16 protein-coding genes and 1 pseudogene are annotated in these 18,308 nt (G+C 71.9%); 7 read left to right on the top strand and 10 right to left on the bottom strand.

Annotation, left to right across the window (positions count from 1 at the left end):
• Positions 1-3 precede the first annotated feature (3 nt).
• From Phou_RS19880 to Phou_RS19865, 4 genes are all read right to left on the bottom strand, one after another.
• A complete protein-coding gene (locus Phou_RS19880; protein ID WP_173057396.1) occupies positions 4-492 on the bottom strand; it encodes a MogA/MoaB family molybdenum cofactor biosynthesis protein in 489 nt (162 codons plus the stop codon).
• Positions 489-980 (bottom strand): cyclic pyranopterin monophosphate synthase MoaC, encoded by a 492-nt coding sequence (moaC, locus tag Phou_RS19875; protein WP_173057395.1) that lies wholly within the window; start codon positions 978-980, stop codon positions 489-491. The genes Phou_RS19880 and moaC overlap by 4 nt, the downstream gene beginning before the upstream one ends.
• A gap of 105 nt (positions 981-1,085) precedes the next feature.
• Complete coding sequence (locus Phou_RS19870) at positions 1,086-2,447, bottom strand: ATP-binding protein (RefSeq protein ID WP_173057394.1); 1,362 nt, start codon at positions 2,445-2,447, stop codon at positions 1,086-1,088.
• Between the two features lie 98 nt (positions 2,448-2,545).
• A complete protein-coding gene (locus Phou_RS19865) occupies positions 2,546-5,473 on the bottom strand; it encodes a BTAD domain-containing putative transcriptional regulator (protein WP_173057393.1) in 2,928 nt (975 codons plus the stop codon).
• 750 nt (positions 5,474-6,223) lie between these two features.
• On the opposite strand from Phou_RS19865, the gene Phou_RS19860 reads away from it, so the two are divergent.
• The 6 genes and pseudogenes from Phou_RS19860 to Phou_RS19835 all read left to right on the top strand — a co-directional run bounded on the left by Phou_RS19860 (position 6,224) and on the right by Phou_RS19835 (position 11,764).
• Positions 6,224-8,755, top strand: coding sequence for a putative bifunctional diguanylate cyclase/phosphodiesterase (locus tag Phou_RS19860; RefSeq protein WP_173057392.1), 2,532 nt, complete (start codon positions 6,224-6,226; stop codon positions 8,753-8,755).
• Positions 8,752-9,951 carry a glycosyltransferase 87 family protein gene (locus Phou_RS19855; RefSeq protein WP_173057391.1) on the top strand — a complete coding sequence of 400 codons (1,200 nt, stop codon included), beginning with the start codon at positions 8,752-8,754 and terminating at the stop codon, positions 9,949-9,951. The genes Phou_RS19860 and Phou_RS19855 overlap by 4 nt, the downstream gene beginning before the upstream one ends.
• Complete coding sequence (locus tag Phou_RS19850; RefSeq protein ID WP_173057390.1) at positions 9,948-10,328, top strand: fluoride efflux transporter FluC; 381 nt, start codon at positions 9,948-9,950, stop codon at positions 10,326-10,328. The genes Phou_RS19855 and Phou_RS19850 overlap by 4 nt, the downstream gene beginning before the upstream one ends.
• Positions 10,325-10,663: a fluoride efflux transporter FluC gene (locus Phou_RS19845; protein ID WP_173057389.1), complete on the top strand. Its 339-nt coding sequence runs from the start codon at positions 10,325-10,327 to the stop codon at positions 10,661-10,663. The genes Phou_RS19850 and Phou_RS19845 overlap by 4 nt, the downstream gene beginning before the upstream one ends.
• Positions 10,664-10,717: 54 nt before the next feature.
• Positions 10,718-11,364 (top strand): annotated as a pseudogene (locus tag Phou_RS19840) (phosphoribosyltransferase).
• 22 nt (positions 11,365-11,386) lie between these two features.
• A complete protein-coding gene (locus Phou_RS19835) occupies positions 11,387-11,764 on the top strand; it encodes a TFIIB-type zinc ribbon-containing protein (RefSeq protein ID WP_173057388.1) in 378 nt (125 codons plus the stop codon).
• 57 nt (positions 11,765-11,821) lie between these two features.
• Here Phou_RS19835 and dnaB read toward each other — a convergent pair whose 3' ends face one another.
• Positions 11,822-13,237 (bottom strand): replicative DNA helicase, encoded by a 1,416-nt coding sequence (gene dnaB / locus Phou_RS19830; RefSeq protein ID WP_173057387.1) that lies wholly within the window; start codon positions 13,235-13,237, stop codon positions 11,822-11,824.
• A 361-nt stretch (positions 13,238-13,598) separates the two neighbouring features.
• Between dnaB and Phou_RS19825 the strand changes: the two genes are divergently transcribed.
• On the top strand, positions 13,599-15,503 hold the full coding sequence (locus Phou_RS19825) for a hypothetical protein (RefSeq protein ID WP_173057386.1): 1,905 nt from the start codon (positions 13,599-13,601) through the stop codon (positions 15,501-15,503).
• Positions 15,504-15,595: 92 nt separating this feature from the next.
• Here the strand turns inward: Phou_RS19825 and rplI are convergent, their stop codons facing one another.
• The 5 genes from rplI to Phou_RS19800 all read right to left on the bottom strand — a co-directional run bounded on the left by rplI (position 15,596) and on the right by Phou_RS19800 (position 18,301).
• Positions 15,596-16,048 (bottom strand): 50S ribosomal protein L9, encoded by a 453-nt coding sequence (gene rplI, locus Phou_RS19820; RefSeq protein ID WP_173057385.1) that lies wholly within the window; start codon positions 16,046-16,048, stop codon positions 15,596-15,598.
• A 14-nt stretch (positions 16,049-16,062) separates the two neighbouring features.
• Positions 16,063-16,302 (bottom strand): 30S ribosomal protein S18, encoded by a 240-nt coding sequence (gene rpsR / locus Phou_RS19815; RefSeq protein WP_089250287.1) that lies wholly within the window; start codon positions 16,300-16,302, stop codon positions 16,063-16,065.
• A 48-nt stretch (positions 16,303-16,350) separates the two neighbouring features.
• Positions 16,351-16,890 (bottom strand): single-stranded DNA-binding protein, encoded by a 540-nt coding sequence (locus tag Phou_RS19810; RefSeq protein WP_173057384.1) that lies wholly within the window; start codon positions 16,888-16,890, stop codon positions 16,351-16,353.
• Positions 16,891-16,962: 72 nt separating this feature from the next.
• The gene (gene rpsF, locus Phou_RS19805) at positions 16,963-17,253 is read right to left on the bottom strand and encodes a 30S ribosomal protein S6 (RefSeq protein ID WP_173057383.1); all 291 of its coding nucleotides are present in this window, start codon (positions 17,251-17,253) and stop codon (positions 16,963-16,965) included.
• Positions 17,254-17,503: 250 nt separating this feature from the next.
• Positions 17,504-18,301 (bottom strand): hypothetical protein, encoded by a 798-nt coding sequence (locus Phou_RS19800; protein WP_173057382.1) that lies wholly within the window; start codon positions 18,299-18,301, stop codon positions 17,504-17,506.
• Between the last annotated feature and the right edge of the window lie 7 nt (positions 18,302-18,308).

The following is an 18,308-nucleotide window of genomic DNA, read 5'->3' as shown; positions in this document are numbered from 1 at the left end:
AGCCTATCCCTGTGGCTGGCTCGCGTGGTCGCCACCGCGGAGCTGATCAACGGCGTGTGCCAGCAACGGCCCGAGCACGGCGAGGCCGTCGCGCGCCCCACCCTTGGAGCCCGGCAGGTTGACGACGAGGGTACGGCCGGCGACCCCGGCCAGCCCTCGGGACAGCGCGGCGGTGGGCACCTTGTCCCGCCCGTACGCCCGGATCGCCTCGGCGATGCCCGGCACCTCGTAGTCGAGCAGCTCGCGGGTCACGTCCGGAGTGCGATCGGTCGGGCTGATGCCGGTGCCGCCACTTGTCAGCACCACGTCGAGGCCCTCGGCCACGGCGCGGCGCAGCTCGCTGGCGACCGGCTCGCCGTCCGGCACGACCACCGGGTCGCCCACCTCGCAGCCGAGGCCGCGCAGGCCCTCGACGAGCAGCGGGCCGCTGGTGTCGGCGTAGACGCCCGCGGAGGCGCGATTGGAAGCGACGACCACGCGCGCCCTGATCACTGCCGATCCTCGGGGCGGAGCCAGTCGCCGGTCTTGCCGCCCTCTTTGCTCATCACCCGTACCCCCTCGATGGAAGCTGCCGGGTCGACGGCCTTGACCATGTCGACAAGCGCGAGCCCGGCGGCGGCCACGGCCGTCAAGGCCTCCATCTCCACGCCGGTGCGATCGGCGGTCTTGGCACTCGCGGTGATTTCCACGGTCTCGGCGGTCAGCTCGAAGTCGACCGTGACGCCGTGCAGCGCGATCGGGTGGCACAGCGGGACGATGTCGGGCGTGCGCTTGGCGCCCATGATCCCGGCGATCCGGGCCACGGCCAGCGCGTCGCCCTTGGGCAGGCCGTCGCGGCGGAGCAGGTCGACGACCTCGGCGGTGGTGCGCAGGCGCCCGGCGGCGACCGCGCGGCGCACCGAAACCGACTTGGCCGAGACGTCCACCATGCGGGCTGCGCCGGCGTCGTCGACGTGGGTGAGATGGGCGGAATCCGTCACCAGGTGAGCTTATTCGCCGACCCGGGGAAGGGAGCGCCCCCGTGACACCCCTTCCCCGGGTGATGGCCCTGCCTCGGGCTGCGGGCCGGTCGCGGCCAAGCGACCCTAGGAGGCCGATCGATACGAACTCGACAATTGCGCGATACGCGGCTGGTTGGTGGCGTCGTCGCGGAGCCACCCCCGCAGGCGCGGCCAGGCCGTCACGAGCGCGGCGTGCGGGATCTCCACGGTCTCCGGAGTGGCCGTGAGCAGGCCAGCGACCGCCATGCGGCCGACCGCGGTCACCGCGGCAGGGCTGGTGCCGGCCGGAGCGTGCCCGAGAAGTGAGACCTTGCCCGTGCTGTCCATCCGTGCAAGCTGCTGCATCGTCCAGCGCAGGGCCTGCCGCTCCGGCCCGCCGAGACCTGTGTGCACGCTCTCCGCGGTCTGCTCGACAGCGCCGGAGATTCCGCCCGCCGCCTCGTAGCCGGCCAGCGTGATGATCACGCCGCGCCGCCGGCGCCAAGCCTCGAGCAGCGCGTGTGAGATGCGCGGGAGCGCGTGCGGCGTGCCCGGTGCGGCGGCCGCGATGCGGGCGACGAGTGAGCGTTCCACCGCGAGCCCGGCCTGCCGCGCCGCGCGCACGATCGACTCCCGCAGCTCCGGACCGGTCATCTCGTCGACGGCGAGCCGGCCCACGCCGTTCGCCGCGCCGGCCAGCAGGTCGGCGGTGCGCTCGGCGTACTCGGTGCGGACCCCCACAACGACCCGGTGCCGGCCGTGCGGCGCCCGGACGAGCCCGCGCAGCGCGGCGAGGAACTCGGCCTGCTCGGCCTCGCCGACCCCGCGCGTGAAGAGCTCTTCGAACTGGTCGATGACGACGGTCAGGGCCACCTCATGAGGGGTACGGGTGATCGCGTCGCGCACCCGCCGGGCCAGCTCGGCGGCCGGCTGGCGGCCCGGCGTCAGCAGGACCGGCAGCCACGCCGGCCGTGCCGCCGCGGCGTTGAGGCGGGGGATGAGCCCCGCCCGGAGCAGCGACGACTTGCCCGTGCCGCTGTGGCCGGACACGACCACCACCCGCCGCATCGGCAGCAGGGCGGACAGCCTGTTGACCAGCCGGTCACGGCCGAAGAACCACTCCGCGTGGTGCGGCTGGTACGGCCCGAGCCCGCGGTACGGGGCGCGGGCGACCCCCTCGGTCGACCGGGTGGACGCGGCCCGCGTCTGGCTGTCCGCCTCCCGCCACCGCTCCTCCCACCGGCTGACGTCGCCCTCGCACGCGCTCACGAACGCGAGCGTCACGTCGAGGGTCGGCAGCCGGTACCCGGAGACGGCCGAGGAGAACGTCGTCGGTGCGTAGTGTGCTCGCTTGGCCAGCTCCCGGTAGCTCGGGTTTCCGGCTGTCCGTCGTAGATCTCGAAGCTCGGCGACGAAACTCTCCACGGGCCCGTCGATCGCATCGAGCCCGCGCTCTGGCCGCCCCATCTTTCACGCCTCCCTGTGCGCCTTGCCACGGGCACGCAGGCGACCGTACGGGGGCCGCGAGCAGGAGTCCGACAAGAAATCGATAAGGCGGCGATAGGTCAGTGGGGGACGGCGGGCGCCAGGCCCGCGAGGCGGCGCTCGACCTCGTGCTGCTCCGGCACGTTCATCTGCCGGAACAGGGCGAGCGCCCGCTCCCAGTGGCGGCGTGCCTCGACGGGGTTTTCGTCGACCCGGCACGCGGCGATGCCGGAGAGCGCCCGCCCCTGCTCGTACGGGTTTCCGATCCGGGTGGCCAGCGCCAGTGCCTGCTCGTGGGTCTCGATCGCGGCACGGCACCGGTCGCCGAGGGCCAGCGTCAAGCCAAGGTCGTTCAGGGTGGTGACGTCGATGCTCCGGTGACCCACGGCCGCCGCCTCCACCAGCGCCAGCCGGTGCATCCGCTCGGCTTCGACCAGGTGACCGAGGCGCTGGTACGCGCAGCCAAGGTCGTTGAAGGACTCGGCCACGCCGAGCCGGATGCCGATGCGCTTCTTCAGCGCCACCGACGCCTTGATGACGCGGATCGCGCCGAGCGGGTCGTCCATCCGCACACGCACCGCGCCGATGTGACCGAGCGCCTGCGCCATGTGGTAGTAGTCGCCCTGCTGGCGAGCCAGGAACAGGTGCCAGCGATGCGCCCGGAGGGCTTCGTCCAGGCGCCCCAGGTACATGAGCGGGATGCCGAGGTTGGGCAGGATCAGCAGGACCGACAGGTCGCCACCCAGGCGCCAGCTCTCGGCCAGCGCCATCAGGTTGATCGAGGCCGCCTCCTCGAACCGTCCGAGCATCCAGTACACGCTCGCCGCGTTCGCCCTGCTCTGACCGGCCCCACCCAGGTCGCCCGTGCGCTCCCGCAGCTTGATCGCGATCTCCAGGTGGTGCACCGCCTCCTGGGAACGGCCCACGCGCTGGAGGCCGGAGGCCAGGTAGTTGTGCATTGAGGCGATCGCGGTGTCGTCTTTGAGCCGCTCGGCGGCACGGAGCCCGCACTCGTGCAGCTCCACGATGTCGTCGATGTAGCCGCGCAGGTAGTGGAAGCGCCAGGGCGCGCGGGCCATCCGCCACGCGTACTCGTCGTGGCCGGTCTGCTCCGCGTGGCGTACCAGCGCCCGGACGTTGCCGTTTTCGCGCTCCAGCCAGTCGCTGTCGACCACTCCCTGCTCGTCGAGGAGGTCCGGGCGCAGCGGCTGGCCCAGAGCGATGTGCCGGCGCAGGGCGGCCGGCTCCATCGGCTCGGTCACCGCCGCCACGGACTGCAGGTAGTGGTCGAGCACGCCGCGTACGGCCGCCTCCCGCTCGGCCGGCCGATCGACGGCCAGAGCGAGCGCCTGCGCGTACTCGCGCATCAGGTCGTGCAGGCGGAACCGGCCGGCGTCCGGCTCCTCGACGAGATGCCGGTCGACGAGCTCGTCGATCACCCGCCGCGCCTCGGCGAGCGTCAGCCCGCTGAGGGCGGCGGCCGCCTCGATCGGGAAGTGCTCGCCCGGCCACAGGCCCAGCAGCCGGAACATCTTCTTGGCCGGCTCGCGCAGCGGCGCGTACGAGAGGCCGAACGCGCTGGCGATCGAGCGGTTTTCCGCGGTCAGCTCGGCCAGCACGGTGGCCTGGTGGCCGAGCCGGTCAGCGAGGTCGGCGAGGCGCCAGCCGGGCCGGTGGGCGAGCCGCGCGCCGGCCAGCCGGATCGCCAGCGGCAGGTAGCCGCAGCGGGCCACCACCCGGCCGGCCGCCTCCGGCTCGGCGCGCACCCGCTCCGGACCGACCGCGTTGGCCAGCAGGTCGATCGCCTCACCGGGCGGCAGCAGCGGCAGCGACTCCAGGTGGCCGCCCTCGAGCGCGGCGAGGCGGCGCCGGCTGGTGACCAAGACCACGGATCCCGGCGCAGTGGGCAGCAGTGGGGTGACCTGGTCGGTGCCGGCCGCGTTGTCGAGCACGACGACGGTCCGCCGGCGGGCCAGCTCGTTGCGCCACAGGGCGATCCGGTCGTAGACGTCGGCCGGGATCCGCTCGGCCGGTACGCCGATCTGCCGCAGCAGCGTGACCAGCGCCGCCGCGGGCTCGACAGGGCTGCTCTCGCCGTGGCCCTGCAGGTCGATGAAGAGCTGCGCGTCCGGGTAGTGCTCGGCGAGCTGGTGCGCGACGTGTACCGCCAGCGCCGTCTTGCCGCTGCCGGCCATCCCGTCGATCACCTGGATGACCGGGTGGTCACCCGCTTCCCGCCCCGCCCGCAGGAGGCGGGCCACCAGGTGCGACCGGCCGGTGAAGTCGGCGACCCGGCGGGGCAGCCAGCTCGGTACCGGCGCCGGCGGCTCGGGAGGCGCGACAGGTACCGGCTCGGCGGCCGGTTTCAGCGCGGCCCGGTGCAGCCGGCGCAGCTCGGGACCGGGCTCGATGCCGAGCTCCTCGCCGAGCGCTCGCCTCGCGGCCGTGTACGCCCGCAGCGCACCGGCCACGTCCCCCGCGGCCACCTGGGCACGCATCAGCAGCCCATACGCCCGCTCGCGCAGCGGGTGCATGTGGGTGTGGTCGCGCATGAGCCGGGCGGCCTCGGCCGGCTGGCCCAGCTCGAGGTGGATGTCGGCGAGGTCTTCGGTGGCGACCAGCCGCTCCTCCTCCAGCGCGGCGCTGCGGGCGGCGAGCACCGGGCCCTGGGTCACGCCGGCGAGCATCGGTCCGCGCCACCGGGCGAGCGCGCCGGCCAGGACCGTGGCCGCCTTGAGCGGCTCGCCACCGGCTCGCAGGTCGCGGGCGGCCTGGCAGTCGTCGAGGAAGGCGTGCAGGTCGACGTCGGAGCGCTCGGCCACCAGCAGGTAGCCGTCGCCCTGGCGCCGGATCAGGCCGCTGGCCGGCCCGGTGGCGTCGAAGAGCCGGCGGAGGTTCGCCGCGTACGTGCGCGCGTTGGGCACGGCTGAGGCGGGTGGATCGGCCGGCCACAGCTCATCGATCAACTCTTCGAGGCCGACCACACGCCCGGATTGGACCGCCAACATCGCCAGGACCGTCTGCTGCTTGCGAGTACCCAACGGCAATGTCGCACCGTTGGCCAGGACTTCCAACGGCCCTAGGACGCGCACCTCCAACACCGTTTGTCTCCCAGAGAGAAGGATCGATATAGTGTCGGGCCACCAAGTATGCAGGGTAACCGGCGGCAGGAACGGCTTCGAAGCGGCGGGTTGCGTTTCCGTCCGGTTGCAGTGGGGGAGCTTTGGCGCCTCTCACCATAAGAGCATGAAGGACTTATCGATCTGATCAAATAGGCGGAGGAAGCGACCTTGCATCCGCATATGAGACCGGCCAACAACGCACCTATCGGACGAGCCGCTATGGTGATAGCGCTTTGCGCCACAGCACGTGATCAGGCCATCTACAAGATCGAGTCTTCCGTTAGGCGACGAAACGCGTAACTGTAGATGTAGCGGAAACGGTTCTGATACGACGACGATTGCGCTCCGTTCATGTCCACGGACAGGGCGTGACAATCCGGGCCATAGTTGCTGATGCTGCGCATTAAGACACTTATCGGTGTTAACCGCTAGATGCTTCCCTTAGGCTCCTTCTCAGTAAGACGGGGGCTGGACTGGCACAAAGCGGCGATCAGTTTTCGCCTCTTGTGCATGTATGCCGAGGGAGACGTCATGCGTGCGCACGAATGGGGCTGAGACCCACTGACACACCAGGGCGACTGGAAGTAGTCTGGCGAGGCACTGCACCGCCACCGCGTGGCGACCAAAAGGACCTGCGTGACTCGCCCAGACCGACGCGATGCTGAGACCGATCGGCGGCTTCCGCTGCTTGTCGGTCTCATCGTCATTTGCGCTGTCCTGCTCGGCGGGCACTCACTGGGCGTAGCAGTCACCGCACCGACCGCTCCGTCGCTCGGCGACCTGGGCCTCGCCGCCACCCTCGTCTTCCTGGCCGCGGCCGGCTTCCGGATCAAGGTCCGGATCCGGATCAGGTCGACAAACCACGACTTCTCCTGGTCCGAGACGGTCATCGTGATCGGCCTGGCCGTCGCACCGGCGGAGTGGGTCGTGCTCTGCACCGGCCTCGGCGTGGCCATCGGCGCTGTCATGAACAAGATGCCGGTGCAGAAGGCCGCCTTCGGCGTCGCGAAGAACATGCTGCTGGCCGGCGCGGCGGGTGCCGCGCTGCACCTCGCGGGGTGGACCCGGCCGGCTGACCACGCGTTGGAGGTCGTGGGGCCGTTCGCCCTCGCCTACCTGACGGCCGTCGTGCTGGACGAGCTCCTCACGCTTCCCGTGATCGGGCTCGCGACCGGCACCGAGCTCCGCAAGCTCTTCCGGCAGGATCTCGACCTCCGCCTGGGCGGCGGCATCGGTCGCCTGATCGTGGTCCTGTGCACGGTGATGATCCTGCAGGCCGATCCGCGACTGCTCCTGGCCGTGCCACCACTGATCATCAGCCTCCACTTGGCGTACGCGTCACGCGTGCGCTACCGCGTCGAGCGGGACGCGTGGCAGCGGCTGGCGCTGGCCACCGACGCGCTCAACGACGTCGACCTGGACGCCGTGCTGAGCAGTGCGGTCACCCGCGCCGCCGAGCTTTTCTCCGTCGACGAGGTCGAGGTCGAGCTGCACGACCGTCCCCGCCTCGTGCGGGGCAACGCGAAGGGCATCACGTACGACGGGCCCGCGCCGGAGGCGCCGGCCACCACCGGCACCGTCATCCCCAGCGCGCTGGAGGGGCACGACGGCACCGCTGACGTCGGCGAGCTGCGGCTGCGCGTCAACGGCCAGGTAAAGCTCTCCGAGCGGGAGAGCTACACGCTGCGCACCTTCGCCTCCGCGCTCTGCACGGCCGTCCGCAACGCCTCGGCGTACGAGGAGCTGACCCGGGTCGCCGCCGAGCACGCGCGGGCCGCGGCGCACGACGCGCTGACCGGCCTGGCCAACCGGCGGCAGCTGCTGGAGCACGGCACCGAGATCCTCGCCAACCGCCACGTCGACGGCGTCACCGCGCTGGTGCTGATCGACCTCAACCACTTCAAAGAGGTAAACGACACGCTCGGGCACGCCGCCGGCGACCGGGTGCTCGTCGAGGTGGCGTCGCGGCTGCGCCGGGAGGCACGCCCCGACGACCTTGTCGCGCGGCTGGGCGGCGACGAGTTCGCCGTGCTCATCACCGGGCTGCCCGCGCCCGCCATCGCGGCGCACCGGGCGGAGGGCCTGCTCGCCGCGCTGCACGAGCCGATGTCGCTGGACGGGATGCGGATCAGCGTCGAGGCCTGCGGCGGCATCGCGGTCGCGCCGGGCAGCGGGGGGATGGCCGAGCTGCTGCGCCGGGCGGACGTCGCGATGTACCAGGCGAAGCGCTCGGGCCAGCGCACCGCGACGTACGCGCGGGCCCGCGACACCGCCGACGTCGGCCGCCTCGCGCTCGGCGGCGACCTGCCCAGGGCGCTGACACAGCACGAGTTCACCGTGACGTTCCAGCCGATCGTCGACCTCGGCACGGGCGAGGTGGTGGGCGCTGAGGCGCTGGCCCGGTGGCACCACCCCGACCGGGGCAACCTCGACCCGCTGCGCTTCCTGGAGACGGTGGAGCGCTCCGGCCTGCTGCCCGCGTTCGCCGACGCGGTGCTCGACCAGTCGCTCGTCGCGGCGGGCACCTGGCGTGACGCCGGGTTCGACCTGCCGGTCGCGGTCAACGTCTCGCCGCGCAGCCTGCTCGACCCGCGCTTTCCCAGCTCGGTGGTGGCCCGGCTGCGCGCACACGACCTGCCACCGGACCGCCTCTTCCTGGAGCTGACCGAGACGCTCACGATCAGCCAGCTGGAGGTCGTCGACCAGGTGCTGGGCCAGCTGCGCGACGCGGGCGTCCGGCTGGCACTTGACGACTTCGGCACCGGCTACTCGTCGCTGTCGGTGCTCTCCCGCATCCCCGTGCACGAGCTCAAGATCGACCGGGGCTTCGTGCGGGAGATGGAGACCTCGGCGGAGGCCACCGCCGTCATCCGCTCCACATTGGACCTCGGCCGCAGCCTCAACCTCGTCGTGGTCGCCGAAGGTGTCGAGAGCGAGCCGCAGCGGCGGGCGCTGTGGGAGATGGGCTGCACGGCCGGCCAGGGCCACCTCTTCGCCCGGCCGATGCCCTCGGCCCGCCTGCTCGCCGCGCTGCATCGCGGCTCCGGCGGTCGCCCCGGCACGCTCGCGCCGGCCCTGCACGACGAGGGCTCGGTCATCCGGCTCTCGCCCAACCGCCGGGCCGCCGGCCGCAACAGGGGTGACCGCCTGCCACACTTGCCGGCGTGATCGCGGTCGCGGAAGGTACCCAAACCCGGACGCTCGGCATCGACCTGGCGATCTACGGACTCTCTGCTGCATTTGCCGCAATCACCGCGGCCACGTCGACTCTGCTGCCACACCGGGCGTGGGGCGCGGTGGCCACCGCCGGCTACGCGGTGGCGGCCATCGCCGTCGTGGTCCAGCTCGTCCGCCGGCGATGGGGTACCCGGGAACGCGCGCTCGTGGCCGCCTTCGCCTTCGCCGCCACCGCCCTGCTGCCGATGGTGATCCAGGCGGTGCAGCGGGCGAACGGGCGCACCGATCGCGCGCAGGAGGAGGTCGTCGTCGTCGAGCACGGCGGCGAGCGGCTCCTGGAGCACGGCACGCCGTACCTGTCGAGCGACACCATCGCCACGCTGCCACCGGGCGAGCAGTTGCTCGGCTACCTGCCGTACCAGCCGGGCATGGCCCTCTTCGGCCTGCCCCGCGCTGCCGCCGGCGACGCCTGGTGGACGGACGCGCGGATCTGGTTCGCGGTGGTCACGATCGCCGCGCTGGCACTCGCGATCCGGCAGCTGCAGTGGGGACCCGCGCTCCTGCGCGCCCTCCAGCTCGGCACCGTGATCCCCCTCGTGCCACTCACGCTGTCAACGGGTGGGGACGACATACCCGTACTCTCGCTGTGTCTTCTGGCTCTGGCTCTGTGTGCGACGCGCCGTTACGGCGCGGCGGGGATCGCGGTGGGGCTGGCCGCCGCGCTCAAGCTTTTCGCCTGGCCGGTCGTGGCCGTGCTGCTGGTGCACGCACTGACGGCCGGGCGCCGGCCGGCGGCGCGGCTGGCGGCCGGCGCGATCGGGCTGCCCGCGGCGGCGCTGCTGCCCGCGGTGCTGGTGGACGCCACCGCGTTCGTCGACAACGTGATCCGCTTCCCGCTCGGCGAGGGCGTGGTGACGAGCCCGGCGCAGTCCCCGTTCCCCGGCTACCTGATCGCCGAAAACCTGCCCGGTGGGCGGGCCATCGCCGCCGCGCTGCTCGCCGCCGCGGCGGTGGCAATCGCCGTCTGGCTCGCCCGCCGCCCGCCCCGCACGGCCGCCGCGGCGGCGGCAGTCTGCGGGTACGGGCTGCTCGCGGCCATCCTGCTCATGCCGTCGACGCGGTTCGGCTATCTGCTGTATCCGGTCGCGTTCCTGGCGTGGGTGCCCGCGCTGCGGCGTCCCGCATGAGCCACCGCCCATCCTGGGACGTGCTCGCCGTCGTCGCCGCGGGCGGGTCGCTCGGCGCCGCCGCGCGGTACGGCGTGGGCCTGGCCCTGCCGCACGACGCCGGCGGCTTCCCGTGGGCCACGCTCGGCGTCAACGTGCTGGGTTGCCTGGCGATCGGTGTGCTGGCCCGGCGGGCGCCCACGCACCGTCTTGTGTGGCCGTTCGTGGGCACGGGCGTGCTCGGCGGCTTCACGACCTTCTCCACGTACGCGGTGGACGCGTGGACCCTCGCCGATGCCGGCCGCCCGCTCGCGGCAGGTGCCTACGTGGCCGGAACGCTGGCCGCCGCCGTCGCCGCCGTGTGGGTGGGCCTGCGTCCACATCGGAGTCACGCATGACGCTCGTGCTGGTCCTCGCCGGCGGCGCGGTCGGTGCGCTCGCGCGCTACCTGGTCCGCTGGGTGGTCCCCTGGTCCACCATCTGGGTGAACGTCGCCGGCTCGGCCCTCCTCGGCCTGCTCGCCGGGCTCGGCAGCACGCTGCCGGGCTGGGTGGGCACGCTTGTCGGGGTGGGCTTCTGCGGGGCGCTGACGACGTACTCCACCTTCGCGCTGGAGGCGGTCGAGCTGGGCCGCTCACGCGCCCGGTCGACCGCCGCCCGCTATGTAACGGTGACGCTTGTCGCCGGCATCGCGGCGGCTGTCCTCGGTGTGGCCATCGGCAGGGCACTTTGAGTTTGTGCAGCGCATGGGTCGCGTGGCCGGCCGGATGGGCGTACACCTGGAGGCATGGGAGCCGAATACCGCGACCGCCGGGCGGCCGGCGCGGTGCTCGCCGACCGGCTGGAGCCCTACGCCGGAAGGCCTGAGACGGTCGTGCTCGGCCTGGTCCGCGGCGGCGTACCGGTGGCCGCCGAGGTGGCGTCCCGGCTCCGCAGCCCACTCGACGTGCTGGTGATCCGCAAGCTCGGCGTGCCCTGGGCGCCCGAGGTGGCGTTCGGGGCGCTCGGCCCGCAGGGTGTGCGCGTGCTCAACGACGACATCGCCGGCCGGCTCGAGCCGTACCAGATCGCCGACGTCACCCATCGGGAGGAAGTTGAGCGATCACGCCGGGAGGCGCGCTACCGCGGCGCACGCCCGCCCCTCGACCTCGCCGGGCGCACCGCGGTGATCGTCGACGACGGGCTCGCCACCGGCGCCACCGCGCGGGCGGCCGTGGTGGTCGCGCACCGGCTGGGGCCGAGCGCATCGTGCTGGCCGTGCCGGTCGGCGCCGCTGAGGCGTGCGAGAGCCTCGCCGCGGTGGCCGACGAAATCGTGTGCCCCATCTGTGCGGTGGATTTCGGCGCGGTGAGCCGCTACTACCTCGACTTCCACCAGGTCACCGACGACGAGGTCGACGCCGCTCTGGGCGATCGCGCACCGGGCCGCGAGTGAAGTCACCCGGTACCGTCGAGGGATGCAGATGACCTGTCCGAAATGCCGTGGCGAGATGCGCACGTACGAGCGCAGTGGCGTCACCGTTGACCAGTGCACCGAGTGCCGTGGGATTTTTCTCGACCGGGGTGAGCTGGAGAAGCTCTTCGAGGCCGAGGCCAACTGGAACCAGCAGCACCCCGCGGCCGCGGCCCAGCGCCCGCCGGCTCCCGCCAGCGGTGGGTACGCGCCGCCGCCCCCGCCGCCGCCCGGTGGGTACGCTCCTCCGCCGCCGCCCGCGCCGGCTCACGGCTATCCCGCGCCCGCCCCGGCGTACGGCGGTGGTGGCCAGCACTACGGCTACCACGGGCACTACCGGCGGAAGAAGCACCGCGGCTTCCTCGGCGAGCTCTTCGACTGAGCTCCGCGAGCACCGGGCGTCCCGCTCACCGTCGCGGGGCGCCCACCCGCTCGGGCGTCAGACGATCGCCATGTCGACGAAGCGCGACAGGTGCAGCTGAGCCGCCACCGTGACGGTGTCGGTCGGTCCATTTCGATGCTTCGCCACGATGAAGTCGGCCTCGCCCGCCCGCGGTGACTCCTTGTCGTAGTAGTCGTCGCGGTGGAGCAGGATGACGACGTCGGCGTCCTGCTCGATCGAGCCGGACTCACGCAGGTCGGAGAGCTGCGGGCGCTTGTCCGTGCGCTGCTCGGGACCACGGTTGAGCTGACTCACCGCGATCACCGGGCATTCGACCTCCTTGGCCAGCAGCTTGAGACCACGCGACAGCTCGGCGACCTCCTGCTGGCGGCTCTCGGTGCGCTTGGGCGAGGACATCAGCTGCAGGTAGTCGACGACGATGAGCTTGAGATCGTGGCGCTGCTTGAGGCGGCGGGCCTTGGCCCGGATCTCCATGAGGTTCATGCTCGGCGTGTCGTCGACGTACAGCGGGGCCTCGCTGATCTCGCCCATGCGACGGGCGAGCTTCGTCCAGTCGTCATCGGACAGCTGGCCGGAACGGAGCACGTGCAGCGGCACCCGCGCCTCGGCCGAGAGAAGTCGCATGACGATCTCGACCTTGCTCATTTCCAGCGAGAAGATCGCGCTGGCGCAGTTATGACGGATGGCGGCGTTTCGGGCAAAGTCCATTGAAACGGTGGACTTACCCAGACCGGGTCGGCCGGCGACGATCACCAGCTGGCCGGCGTGGAGCCCGTTGAGCAGGCGGTCCAAATCCGTGAAGCCGGTCGGCACGCCGGTCATCACGCCGCCCTGCGCGCCCACCGCCTCGATCTCGTCGAGCGTCGGCTGCAGCATGTCGGCGAGCACCGCGAAGTCTTCGCTGACGCGCCGCTCGGTCACGTCGTACACAGCCTGCTGGGCCAGGTCGACCACGTCGTCGACGTCGCGACCCGCGCCGGAGGCCGCACCGTAGCCGAGCTGCACGATGCGGGTGCCGGCCTCGACGAGGCGGCGCAGCACGGCGCGCTCGCCGACGATGCGTGCGTAGTACGACGCGTTGGCGGCCGTCGGCACGCTCGCGATCAGCGTGTGCAGGTAGGGCGCGCCACCGACGCGTCCCAGGTCGCCGGTGTCGGCCAGCGCGGCGGCGACCGTGATGGGGTCTGCCGGCTCACCCCGCCCGTAGAGGTCGAGGACCGCGTCGAAGATGGTCGCGTGGACCGGACGGTAGAAGTCGCCGGGCTTGAGGATCTCGACGACGTCGGCGATCGCGTCCTTTGACAGCAGCATGCCGCCGAGCACGCACTGCTCCGCGGCGACGTCCTGGGGCGGCGTCTTGTCGAACTGCCCGTCGAATCCGCCGGGCCCGCCGGGTGGCGGGGGATCTACCGGTGGGCGACCAGCCGGCCGGACGTCGTCGGTGACCGACACCCCGTCCCCCTCCCCCACACGTGATCGACTTCTGCACAGCGAACCGTACGGGTACGACAAGTTCGCATGGAGGTCGAGCCGACACGATACGAAAACGCTGGTCAAGACCTCAAATGCGTCGGTGGACGAGTCTTGGGACAACCTGTGGACAGTCACCCGAGGGGGTGTGTGCAGCCTGTGCACAGGCTGTGTATAACCATTGGGGATTACCCGCCCGGTAGGGTGTGACGTGGGCGGACTTGGTCCCCAAGGTGTGGAGGAAAGATTCCGGGCCTGCCGGAAGCCTGTTTCCGGCATATCATGACCATCGACAGATGTGCCTCAAGGACTTTCGCGTCGTGAGGACAGCAGGAAAGGTCACGTGGACTACCGGGACTGGGGGTACGACTCTCGCGGCCCGCGCGAGCGCCGGTCCGCTGATGACGCGCACCCTCAGAGCTGGGATTACACCGGCGAGATCTCGGGCCTCGAGCGGCCGAGCGGTGCGCGCCGAGGCGGCGAGGGTGACTACACCTCCTACTCTTCGTCATCAAGTGCGTACTCGTCCGGCAGCATCTACCGCGGCCGCCGACGCCAGCAGGACGACGCGGTTGCCGACGACCGCCCGTTCGGGCGTCGCAGTGCCCGCACCCGCTGGCAGCAAGGCGAGGAAGACGCCACCGGCACCTTCAGCCGGTACGAGGAGCCTGACGACCGCGGCGGCCGCCACGCGGGTGGCTGGACGCCTGAGATAGCCCCGACGAGCGGCTGGACCCCGCCGGCGGCACCCACCAGTGGTTGGGTCGGCGCCGCGAGCCAGAGCGAGTGGACCCGCGAGGCATACACGGGCGAGTGGAATCGTGGCGACTTCACGGGCGAGTGGCACCGCGACACCGGTGAGCCGCTGACACCGTCCCGTTCGGACAGTGCCCGCCGCGATGAGCCGGGCGGCGGCGGACGGCGGCGCCGGGCCGCGCCCGACTGGCGCGAGCTGCCCGCACTGCCCAGTGGCCAGGACGACCGCCGACCCGCGGTCCCGCCGCAGCGCGACAGCTTCACGGACACGAGCGAGTGGACCCCTCAGCGCGGCGAGCCTGCCGGCGGCGGCCAGGCGTCCCGCCCGCGCCGGCCCGACTGGGCAGTCGGGATGGACCCGTCGTCGGCGACCGGTCGCCGGCGCCGGTCGTGGCAGGACCAGACCGAGGCGCGGTGGCCGAGCACTCGTCCCGAAAGCGACCGCGCCGACGAGCCTTCCGGGAGCTGGTCGAGCAGCGCTCCGGTTTCCGGGGTGGCGGACACGTCCCGCTGGTCGAGCAGCGCTCCCGTCTCCGGGGTGGCAGACACGTCCCGCTGGTCGAGCAGCGCTCCCGTCTCCGGGGTGGCAGACTCGTCCCGCTGGTCCGGGCGGGCGGAGGTCAGCCGGAGCGACGAGCCCGCGGCGCGGTGGTCGGGCGCGCGCGACGCCCGGCTCTCCGAAGACGATCCCCGCTGGGTGGGCATCCCGTCGTCGGCACCGCGCTCGCCCGCGGTGGCTTTCCCCGACGAGCCCGAGTTCGACTACGACGACCGTCCCGCCGCCCGGGCCACCCCGACGACCTACCGGGATGACGACCTGCGGGGAGCGGGCATGCCGCCGGCCCAGCGCCGCGGCGACGCCGGCTCCTCCACGGTGTACCGGGACGACACGCCCACCGCCTACCAGGCCCGCGCCATCGAGGCACCCACCGAGTGGCGGGCGCCCACGGCGGCGCCCGGCAGCGAGCGCGGTCCGGCCGCGGCGTCGGCGCGGGCGGCCGCTCCCACCGACTGGCGTGCACCCACGACCGTCCCGGCCATCGAGCGCGGGAGGGCTCAGGTGTCCGGCCGTGGCGCCGCTCCCGCCGCCGACTGGCGCCCACCCGCGGCCGACGCGGGCCGCGAGCGCGGGCTGGGCTCCGCCATCCGCCGGGTGGCGACGCCGGACGAGCTGGAAGACCAGTTCAACCGGGCACCTGGCGGCGTCTTCGCCGCGGTGGTGGCGACCCTCGCCTGGTACGCGGTGCCGTTGCTGCTCTTCGCCGTCTACACGGTCGTCCAGGGCGAGGAGTCCCAGGTGCTCGGCTCGCTGGCCGGCGGGCTCACCCGCTTCGGCGCGGCGCTCGCGGTCAGCCTCGTGGTGGCCGTGCTTCTGCGCTGGGTGAGCAATACCTGGCGCTCGATCAGCGTCGGCCTCGCCGCGGCCGTGGTGGGCGGTGGACTGTCCACTGTGCTGCTCTCCGCACTCAGCGGCCAGCCGCTGGGCGGCTGAAGCATCCGACGGTGGCGGTGCGCTGACCGCGCCGGTCTCTTGCGGATACGAAAACGGGGGCGCCGGAGCGCCCCCATTTCGCTGTGCGTGCCTTACTTGGCCTTGACCACCGTCAGGTCGAAGCGGGCCGTTACCTCCGGGTGCAGCTTGACCCGGACCGGGTGGGCGCCGAGCGACTTGATGTGCCCGGAGAGCTCCAGCCGGCGACGGTCGAGGGCCGGACCACCCGCGGCGCGGACGGCCTCGACGACCTCGGCCGGGGTGACCGAACCGAAGAGACGGCCACCGTCGCCGGCGCGAGCCGACAGCGTGACCTTCGAGAGGCCCTCGAGCTGGGCCTTGATCTCGTTGGCGTGGCCGAGGTCGCGGATCTCCCGGGCCTCACGGGCCCGACGGATCACGCTGACCTGCTTTTCCGCGCCCTTCGACCAGGTGATGGCGAAGCCCTGCGGGAGCAGGTAGTTACGGCCGTAGCCGTCCTTGACCTCCACCACGTCACCAGGAGCGCCGAGGCCGGACACCTCCTGAGTCAGAATGATCTTCATCGTGGTGCCTCCCCTCAGCGCGCCGTCGCCGTGTACGGCAGAAGCGCCATCTCGCGGGCGTTCTTGACCGCGCGTGCGATCTGCCGCTGCTGCTGCGACGTAACGCCGGTCACCCGCCGAGCACGGATCTTGCCGCGGTCGGAGATGAACTTGCGCAGCAGCGCGGTGTCCTTGTAGTCGATGTAGGTGATGCCCTCCTTGTCGAGAGGGTTCACCTTCTTCTTCGGCTTGCGAAGTGCCGCAGCCTTAGCCATTGCTCTTGCTCCTGATGATCCTGCGCAGCCCGCGCCGGGGCTGCCGCCTTAGAACGGGGGCTCGTCGTCGAAGTTGCTGCCACCGCCCGAACCGGAGCCGGAAGAGGCCGGAGCCGCCGTCGCCCAGGGGTCGTCGAAGTTTCCTCCGCCGCCGCCCTGGCCGCCGCCACCACCGGAGCCGAAGCCACCGCCGCCACCGCCGGAGCGCGACATCTTCTGCACCTTCGCCGTGGCGTACCGCAGCGAGGGGCCGATCTCGTCGACCTCCAGCTCAATGACCGTGCGCTTCTCACCCTCACGGGTCTCGTACGACCGCTGCTTGAGCCGGCCCGAGACGATCACGCGGGCGCCGCGCTGGAGCGACTCCGCGACGTTTTCCGCCGCCTGCCGCCACACGGTGCAGGAAAGGAACAGCGGCTCGCCGTCCTTCCACTCGCCGGACTGGCGGTCCATGATCCGCGGCGTCGAAGCGACCCGGAACTTGGCGACCGCCGCACCCGACGGGGTGAAGCGCAACTCGGGGTCATCGGTCAGGTTGCCGATGACCGTGATGGTGGTGTCTCCTGCCATGACCAACTCCTCGCGCACTCATCGCTTGCCACAGGCTCCCAGAGCCCTACGACAACCCGATGAGGCTGATCCGGGCGAGCCGGCGCCGCGTCAGCGGACGTCCGGCCGGATGACCTTGGTACGCAGAACGGACTCGTTCAGCCGCAGCTGACGGTCCAACTCCGCAACCGCCTCAGGGGATGCCTGCAGATCGATGACCGCGTAGATGCCTTCGGCCTTCTTCTTGATCTCGAACTGCAGACGCCTGCGACCCCAGACGTCGAGCTTCTCCACCGAGCCACCCGCGGTCCGAATCACGTTGAGATACGTGTCGAGCGACGGGGCGACGGTGCGCTCCTCGAGGCTTGGATCGAGGATCACCATGATCTCGTAATGACGCAAGACGTGCTCACCTCCTATGGGCTAGTGGCCACGGTCCATCCGTGGCAGGAGGTCGTGCGTCTGTTCGCACAAGTGACGCCGTGGGATAGGCCCACGGCGCCGAGGCGAACCGAACCAGGATACCGGGCTGCCCCGGCATGAAGAGCCGCGGGGCGCCCTATCCGCTTCTTTGGGTGGGACCTGGGGAGGAACGACCACACCGACGAGGTTGGATAGAAGGCGCCCCGCGGAGCCTGTGTTGATTTATATATTACGCCACACTCGTCCGGGTTGCACGTTGGGCGATAATTGCCCGAATTGCGCCGGCCGAGACACCCACCACACAGACAGTGGCGATGAGCGCTAGAAGTCCGATTGGTCCACTCTTACGTACCGGCTGGACCGAGGAAAGCGCCTCGGCGGCAACACCCTCGTCGCCGGTACCCGATGTGTCCTCAACGGTAGCCACGGCCTCGCCCGAGTCGCCACCGTCTTCGCCCACGGTCGCCGGTTCGGGTGTCTCGGTCGCGGCGGCGGCGGTGGGAGTCGGCTGGGCCGAGGGCTCGGCCTCCGGCTGCTCCTCCTGCTGGCCGCGGGCGCCGCCGGCCGGTCGCGGCGCCGAACCGGTCCGGGGCTTGGTGCCGGGCGCCGTGGCGTTTCGCGCCGGAACCACCTCCACGCGCACCGCCGACTCGTCGGACAGCATGCAGCTCGGCTTGAGCCCGAGTGTCACCGGGCCGCGGTGGAACACCACCGGGGCGGCGGCGCCGTCGGCGAGCTCACCCTGCGAGGCGCCGTCCAGGAGCAGCTTCGCGCGGTACCCCGTCTTGTTGACCACCCGTAGCGTGGTCTCCGCCGGAATCGTGACCGAGCTCGTACTGGGGTTGGCCGCGCACGAGACGCCGAGCAGCCCTCGGTCGCCGCTGAACACGACCTCCTTGCCACTCTCCGCCGGCATCGGGTCCGGCGTCGGTGCGGCCTGCGCAGCGGCGGCGACCAGCAGCGGCGTGGCGGCGAAGAGCGCGGCCACCACGGTGGCCGCGGCGCGGTGTCGGGCCAGCGGCGGCATTCATCTC

The organism is Phytohabitans houttuyneae (assembly GCF_011764425.1).
Taxonomy (GTDB): Bacteria; Actinomycetota; Actinomycetes; order Mycobacteriales; family Micromonosporaceae; genus Phytohabitans; species Phytohabitans houttuyneae.
Note: the sequence above shows the minus strand (reverse complement) of the source record. Positions and strands in the feature narration are given on the sequence as shown.

Coding starts and splice junctions, on each gene's coding strand:
- Phou_RS19870 (WP_173057394.1), bottom strand. CDS start 2,447: ATGGGGCGGCCAGAGCGCGGGCTCGATGCGATCGACGGGCCCGTGGAG.
- Phou_RS19865 (WP_173057393.1), bottom strand. CDS start 5,473: ATGTTGGCGGTCCAATCCGGGCGTGTGGTCGGCCTCGAAGAGTTGATC.
- Phou_RS19850 (WP_173057390.1), top strand. CDS start 9,948: ATGAGCCACCGCCCATCCTGGGACGTGCTCGCCGTCGTCGCCGCGGGC.
- Phou_RS19845 (WP_173057389.1), top strand. CDS start 10,325: ATGACGCTCGTGCTGGTCCTCGCCGGCGGCGCGGTCGGTGCGCTCGCG.
- Phou_RS19835 (WP_173057388.1), top strand. CDS start 11,387: ATGCAGATGACCTGTCCGAAATGCCGTGGCGAGATGCGCACGTACGAG.
- rplI (WP_173057385.1), bottom strand. CDS start 16,048: ATGAAGATCATTCTGACTCAGGAGGTGTCCGGCCTCGGCGCTCCTGGT.
- rpsR (WP_089250287.1), bottom strand. CDS start 16,302: ATGGCTAAGGCTGCGGCACTTCGCAAGCCGAAGAAGAAGGTGAACCCT.
- Phou_RS19800 (WP_173057382.1), bottom strand. CDS start 18,301: ATGCCGCCGCTGGCCCGACACCGCGCCGCGGCCACCGTGGTGGCCGCG.